This is a genomic window from Roseibium sp. RKSG952 (genome assembly GCF_009711355.1).
The window spans coordinates 1-7,651 of record NZ_SMMF01000763.1; the positions used below are offsets into that span (position 1 = coordinate 1).

The following is a 7,651-nucleotide window of genomic DNA, read 5'->3' on the forward strand; positions in this document are numbered from 1 at the left end:
CAAGCCTCCAAATATAACGCTGACAGTTCCTTGAGAAGGATCGCGTCACTCCAGCCGTCGCGCACTGAGTGATGGCCACCAAAAACCAGAAATTGCTGCCCGTCTCCCGAGTCAAGCAAATGGGCCCTGAACACAGGGCCGTTTTTGAGATCGAACGGAGCAAGGCGCAGATCCGAAATCCGCTCGGCAACAACTTCTTCGGAACACGCACTCAGGTTTTCATATTCAAACCGGAAACCGGATGTCTCCGGAAGGTCGACCACCTGATACGGCACTCCGTCCCTGTCAATAAACCGGGAGCGCATACTCTCATGGCGCTGCGCCAAGTGGTCAAACGCCTGCCGCAGCGCCGGTTTATCGAGTTGCCCCAACACCTTGAAAACATGAATTTCATTATAGGCAACGCCGGCGCGTGCATCGAGCCTGTCAAGAAACCAAAGGCTCTCCTGCTGCCAGGACAGGGGGACCGGACCGGACCGATCAACAGGTGCGAGCGGAACGACGGATTCCCGGCCACATTTTTCAAGCTCCGCCGCCAACCGGCGGACAGTTGGTGCTTCAAATACCAGCTGCAACGGAACATTAAAGCCCGTTTTCTCCTGAAGCCGCCCGGCCAAGCGGGCCACATGCAAGGAGCTGCCACCTTTTTGAAAGAAATCCGTATCCCGGTATATCCGCTCCTGCTTCAGGACTTCGGCGAAACAATCAGCAACGAGCTCTTCCAGTGGTCCATTTGGACAGTCTCCGCTTGCCTCCTCTTTTGCTCCGATTTCCTTGAGAAGGTTTTGAACGTCGAGGTCTCCATCACCTTCAACAGTAACATCCAGTAGACCGGAAAGTTCCGGGAAACCAGCTTTCAAACGGGAGCGGACACGTGCCGCGAGGACCTTTTTCCTGACTTTTGCGGGGGCACTGGCGGCCTGTTTGCGCACAAGCTGGTCGAGTTCGAACAAATAGGAGAGATGGGTCAGGATTTTTTCGGCGGGAAGTCCGAAATCAATCAGGCAGGCGAGTTCATCTATCCCGAGGGATTGCCAATAATTCACCCGCTCCAGCACATCCTTCGGCGATCCGAACAAACCCCTTGTCTCGAGAAACCGCGGTACCGCATTGTCAATTACAGCCTGCCCGGCCTTGCCGTCATCCAACAACTGGCCAGTGGTTTCGAACCGGGACGAGCGCACAAGGTCGGTGGCCTGACGAATATAGTGACGCATCGGTTCAGCGACTTGTGCACGGGCAATGCTCGCGGACCCGGCCAAGAACGTATGAACCATCACCGAAACATGCGGCTTCTTTGCAAAAACCGTGTCTTGTCCGGCTTCCGCGAATGCATTCAGATAGGCATCAATTTTGACGCCCAGTTCCTGCGGCGAGGTTCTAGCCAGAAATGTCAACAGATTTAACTGGTTTGCACCTGCGTCAACGAAACTTTGCGGATTACCGGCCGCAGTAAACCATACAGGGATCTCCTCTTGCACAGGCAAGGGCCTTATCCGCACAGAAAAGACTTCGGACCCATTGGAGAAGTCCACTTCCTCTCCCCGCCAGAGCGCCCGCAATACCGGGAGCATCTCCATCATCCGCTGTGTCCGGGCCTTGTAACCACCGGGCATGAGAATGAAATCACGTGCGTGCCAGCCGGCGGCAATCGAAAATCCGACCCGGCCTCCGGACAGGTTGTCGATCATGGCCCAGTCCTCGGCAATGCGCACCACGTGGTGCAGTGGCAGCACGACGCTGCCAGCCCGGATGGAGATCTGCCGTGTTCTGGCAGCAAGGGCCGCACTGGTCACAACCGGGTTCGGATAGTGGCCTCCGAACTCGCCAAAGTGCCGCTCCGGTGTCCAGACGGCTTCAAGTCCGGCCTCGTCGGCGCGCTCACCTGCTTCAAGAAGCAGGTCATAACCATGGTTTTCCGCAGACTTCGGATCGTCCGAGCCGAAAAAGAACAACCCGAAACGCATGCGGCCGTCGCCTTCCCGGGCAAGACCGGTTTGTGGCAGGCCCGTTTCCGCGCGGGTGACCGCCACCCGCAAACGGGCCTGTCCGCCGCCGTCAAGATACCAAATGGCATTTGCCTTCCCGCACCCCGGAAGATCTTCAAGCGTCCCCAGGACCGCAGACACATGCGGACTGCCGGCAGCTCGATCCAGGCCGCCAAAGCGCCGGATGATGCCCGGATCTGTCAAAACAGGGACATCAGTGCCTGCTTCCCATCTGGCAATTTCACTCAGGTCGGCATTCAGATACTGGAAACGGGCTTTCAGCCGTTGGAGCTTTCCGGCGGTTGACCGGGGCAAGGAAGCTGGCCGGATAAAAACCACACAGGAAACGTCAACTTCATGGGCGTCGAGAACGGCCTGGCGCATGGCGCGAGCAAGGTTGCCGGGGTCAAATATCCGTAACGTGGACCGGCTTAATTCATGAACAAGGACAAGCTGTTCCTCACCCTCCCGTTCCGTCCCGAATGCGATCGTACGGTCGTTGCCAAGGGCCGGATCGCTGGAATTCGCAGTTACTTCCAGATCAACTGCATAGAAATTCTGGCCACGGATAATGACCATTTCCTTGCGCCGTCCAAGGATATAGAGCTGACCATCAATCACGGCGCCGAGATCACCGGTGCGAAGCCATTCCTGACCATCCGTCTCACCGCTCATCGACGCCTTGAAGACTTCTTTGGTAAGCTCTGGCCTGTTCCAGTAGCCTGAAGCGATTGAAGACCCACTCAGCCAGATCTCCCCTACCCGCTTGTCTTTCAGGCGCATGCATGTCTGAGGATCAACAATCGCCAAGGCCTGTCCGCCGAGGGAATGGCCGCAGGAAACGGCTTCACCGGACTGCCCCCGGATTGATCCGTGTTCCTCAAATCCGGAAACGGGTACGCTGGAATAGGGGCCAACCTCCACCGTGGACTTGTCGCTTGATGCTGGTCCGGCCCAGCTGGAGGTCGCCATCAACACGCATTCCGCCATGCCGTAAGCCGGAGCAAATGCAGACGCCCTGAATCCTTGTGCGGCATAAAGATCTGAAAACGCATCAAGGGTTTTCTTTTGCACCGGTTCGGCCGCATTGAGAGCATATTGCAGGCTAGACAGGTCCAGTCGGGCGCGGTCACTCTCCGGTATTTCGTCACAACACAGCTGATAGGCAAAATTCGGCGCCATCGTCAGGGTCGAACGCGTCCTTGAAATGAGGTCGAGCCAGCGGCCCGGCTTTTGAACGAACGCAGCTGGTTGCATCAAATGGGATGGAATACCGGCATAAAGCGGGTAAAGGATTGTGCCGATCAGGCCAAGATCGTGATAGGGGGGCAACCAGCCGCACATGGCGTGCTCATGGTCCGCAGGCTCACGGCAGCCGTTTGCGAGCATTTCGTCGATGCGCCGGAGATTTTCGATAACCTGCCGGTGGCTGACCATCACGCCCTTTGGAACACCGGTTGTTCCGGAGGTATACTGCAGGAAGGCGATCGCGTCCGGATCCCCCTTGACGGGCTCCCATTGCCCTGACCCGGCCTGGGAAATTTCGTCCACGGCAAGAAGCGTCAGATCCCTCCTTGCGTGCAACCAGGTGTCAAGCTTGGCTATCTGGGCAGCCAAACACACAATGAGCGCCGCATCCGCATCAGCCAGAATGGCCTCCAGCCGCTCCATATGCTTGAAATTACGGGGCGGATAGGCTGGAACCGCAATGAGCCCTGCAAGCTGGCAGGCAAGAAAAGAGGTAACGTAGTCCAGACCGGGCGGGCATACGATCAAAACCCGGCCACCCGGTTGGGCGCGGGATCGCAGCCGCGCGGCAATGTCTGCGGCATGCTGCATCAAACTTCTGTAGGTGTGTTCGCAGTCCTGCGACGGCCCTTGACCCGAAAAACCGTAAAACCGGAAAGCAAGCCGGTCTGGCTGCAAGATGGCTCTTTCACTGATCAGCTGGCCAAGCCCTGCTACAGAGTGTTTTTGATTTCTCATGACGTACCCCACGGCTTATGGGCCGTTATTTGCAAACCGGTGTCGCTTTAGCGCCCGGAAGAAAAGGACGAAGCGCCACGGCAAAATTGATGTCTGTGTGTTATGGAATTTTCATTGTCGGTGAGACATGCTGAATGAACATCTTGTCGAAGCCAAGGATTTACCGGGGCAGTTTTGTTTTTCTGGCGCACAAGATCGGTGCATCAGGCAACTGCCTGAACTGCACTGCCGACAGAGATACCCTGCATACGAAGCCAGTCCGGACTAAAGATCTTGGACAGGTATCGTTGACCGGAATCTGGAAGGACTGTGACGATAGTCGCCGGCCCCTTCATCTTCCGGGCGGCCTGAACACACCCCCAGACATTCGCTCCACCCGTCCCGCCGACAAGAAGACCATGGGTGCCCGCAAGCCACCAGCACATGTTGAACGCTTGCTGATCGGTGAAACGGATACTATCGGTGAGAACAGAAAAATCCATGCACGTCGGAATACGGTCTTTTCCCGCCCCTTCAGTCTGGTAGGGATGGATATCAGACGGTTCCTCGACACCATGATGAAAATAGGTATGGTACAGTGACCCCACAGGATCCAGAAGCACGATTTCGATATCGGGGTTCTTCTCCCGCAAATACCGGCCTACTCCGGATATGGTACCGCCCGTGCTTCCCGCCGCCACAAAGGCTGAAATCTGGCCGCCCAGCTGCTTGTAGATTTCCGGTCCTGTCGTCCTGTAGTGAGCCTCACGGTTAAGCGGACTATCGTACTGGTTCAACATGAAGGAACCGGGTCGCTCACTGTGAATGCGTTTGGCAGCATTTGCATAATGCTCGGCACTATCTGGCGCAGTGCCCTGCGGGGAAACCACCACCTCTGCGCCCAAAGCGCTCAGTACATTCCTTTTTTCCGCACTTATTTTAGCGGGTACCGTCAGTATGGTCCGGTGGCCGCGAGCTGGCCCCATCATGGCCAGGGCGGCGCCGGTGTTTCCGGAAGTCGCTTCCACGATGACCGCTCCCGGCTTGAGCAAGCCATCACACTCCGCGCTATCCAAAATGTATTTGACGACACGATCCTTAATTGATCCGCCCGGATTCAAAAACTCCAATTTTGCGTAAATCCGCACGTTTTTCGGAACATCAAGACCATTCAACTCAATAATCGGCGTCTTTCCTATCAACTTCTCGAGCGAGCGTTGGAACATCTTTAACTCCGGCTAGAAGTATCCGTTCAAATCGGCTTCTATATTTAAGTGGGTACTGCGTTACTTTGACCCGTGCCCCTCGTTCAGCGGCTGTAACAATGAACTCCGAATGCCATTCCCTGTGTGACAGTCCTTTCCTTGCATAATTTGCCGGGGCAGTACCTATCCCATCAAACGAAGCCGGGGCAGGCCCGGCATCACGCTCCCCGCCAAAACGCGTCATTCTCAATATGCCGTGCATCTGATCTAGATTTCGGCACCGGCTTGCCGGTACGGCTTTGCGGCAAGATCCCACAATTGACGATCACATTTCGGCTGCTTCGTATTGGCTGACTATAAAATTGGGTAGCGGACGGGCTGGTGTTTCCCTCCAGTCCGCGAGCTTCATATGCCTCAATTCCAGCACCGCATCGAGGGCCTCGTCGAACTCAACTTCAACCTCTGAAGCGGCTTCATCAAGCGATCTTCTGCCATCAAACAAGGGGAACAGTCGCGCGTGGGGCCCATCAATAAACTGCGCGTTTCTGATCACACTGACCTCGCAAACTATCTGTGGTGTCAGCTTGCCGAAATCAGGTGCCACTATTTCAACATCCTCGCAAAAAATGCGGTCAAGGCGTGCACCATACAGACAATCCAAAGCCTCCTCCGGCCCCTCCACAATCGGCATACCACGCAGATTGAAGGATGTGTTGAGCACAAGCGGCAATCCTGTCAGCTGCTTGAAGGCACGCAACAGCCCGCGGTAACGTTCCGAACCATCTTCTGCTACCGTTTGAAGCCTGCATGTTCCATCTACATGAACAACTTCCGTGATCTGGTCCGCCTTTTCAGGCAAAACGTCGGAGATCAGCATCATGAACGGGCTTTCAGGAGCAGGTAACTCAAACCAGTCCGCCGCATCCTCGGCCAGAATTGAGGCTGCGAACGGGCGGAAAGGTTCCCTGAATTTCACCCGCCGGTTGAGCTTTGCCTTCATCCCGGCAATACTTGGGTGACAGAGGATTGAACGCGCACCCAAAGCACGCGGACCAAACTCGCTGCGGCCCTGGAACCAGCCAATGATCTCTCCGCACGCGATCGCTTCCGCGGCATTCCTAACGACATCACCGCCGCAATTATGGTGTTTAAAATTGGCGCCCCATCGCTTGGCTATTTCCGAAATCTGATAACTTTCCGGCGGTTTAGGCCCCCAGTAGACGGACCTGATCCGCGAAGACTTGGCTGCCGCTGCTTTCACAAGGTAATGATGGGCATAAAGGGCTGCTCCAATCGCATTTCCGTCATCGGTTGCCGCCGGAAAGGCAAATAGTTCGTCGACGACACCCTCCCGCAGCAATCTCGTATTCAACGCGGTATTCAAAAAACATCCGCCTGACGTTGCAACCCGGCGTTCCCCCGTTTGACCGACAAGATCCTCGACAAGCCGCATGCAAGCATTTTCGAATTCGAACTGAATCTGGGCCGCTATGTCCTCGCGCCGCACCCGCCCTTTTTCATTTCGGGTGTACGGGGTTACACGTCCACCATCATTGCAAATCTCGATAAGCCCCAGATCGGACAAAGAATCCCGTGCCCCGTCAAACGAAAAACCGGCGGATCCCGTTCTGATGAAGAGAGGATCTTGTGAAAACGGCTTCCCATATGCCGCCAGTCCCATCGTTTTTCCCGCATCGTCATAGCTTGTGCCGCACTCGGAAAACCCAAGCCCAAGCGTAACCATCCGGTAAAGCTCTCCAACACCACAAAATTCCGCGGGGACCTGTAACTCCCCACGGACATTGCGCCCTGCAATCCGGGTCGTGTCGCGGAACATCTGAAACACCTTCTCAGGCGCCTTGTTAACTTCGAAAAGGAAGGCCGTTTCACGCTCGCGCCTGCCTCCTATCCTTGCGCCATACGCGTCGACAACCAAAACCCCGGCCCGGTCAAAACCCGACCCGAAAAAAGCAGAGGCTGCATGACTCAGATGATGCCCAGGATAGGGCATCTGCAGGACCTTCCTAGTATCAGGCCAACCTAGCAAGGAAAACAGCTTGCTCTCTTCGGGCTCGTTTCTGGTTTCAGTCGACGTTGCAATCCAATAGTCAATGTCATCAAGTGTTAGACCAGATGACGAAAGGACGTGCGAAGTCAGCCTGGCCATTTCCGACGCATACACATGCAGCGGGACAACACCACGCTTGACCCGGCTAATTCTTTCAAGGGAAAGTGCCGATAATATATCACCGCTTTCCAATACAGCTATACTGCTATCGTGACTTAAATTATAACCAACTATTCTCACGATTACTCTCGATAATTAAACAGGTATGAATTATTTGATACGTAGCGCATTTCAAACATATAATTAATTAATTTAACTATTACAGTGCGCTTCATATTAAATATTAATAAAATCTAGATTCTAAAAATATAATATTAATTACATTGACTTATACTAAGTCCATTTGAACGTGACACATATTTAAG

General features: G+C 54.8%; 3 protein-coding genes. All 3 read right to left on the bottom strand.

From position 1 onward, the window contains the following. Positions 1-3,974 (bottom strand): MupA/Atu3671 family FMN-dependent luciferase-like monooxygenase (locus E1297_RS05840; RefSeq protein WP_155135181.1); only part of this gene is annotated, 3,974 nt, incomplete at its 3' end. Between the two features lie 203 nt (positions 3,975-4,177). Further along, the gene (locus tag E1297_RS05845; protein ID WP_155135183.1) at positions 4,178-5,179 is read right to left on the bottom strand and encodes a PLP-dependent cysteine synthase family protein; all 1,002 of its coding nucleotides are present in this window, start codon (positions 5,177-5,179) and stop codon (positions 4,178-4,180) included. A 304-nt stretch (positions 5,180-5,483) separates the two neighbouring features. Beyond that, positions 5,484-7,169, bottom strand: a complete 1,686-nt coding sequence (locus E1297_RS05850; RefSeq protein ID WP_196223210.1) for a carbamoyltransferase C-terminal domain-containing protein — start codon at positions 7,167-7,169, stop codon at positions 5,484-5,486. Positions 7,170-7,651 lie beyond the last annotated feature (482 nt).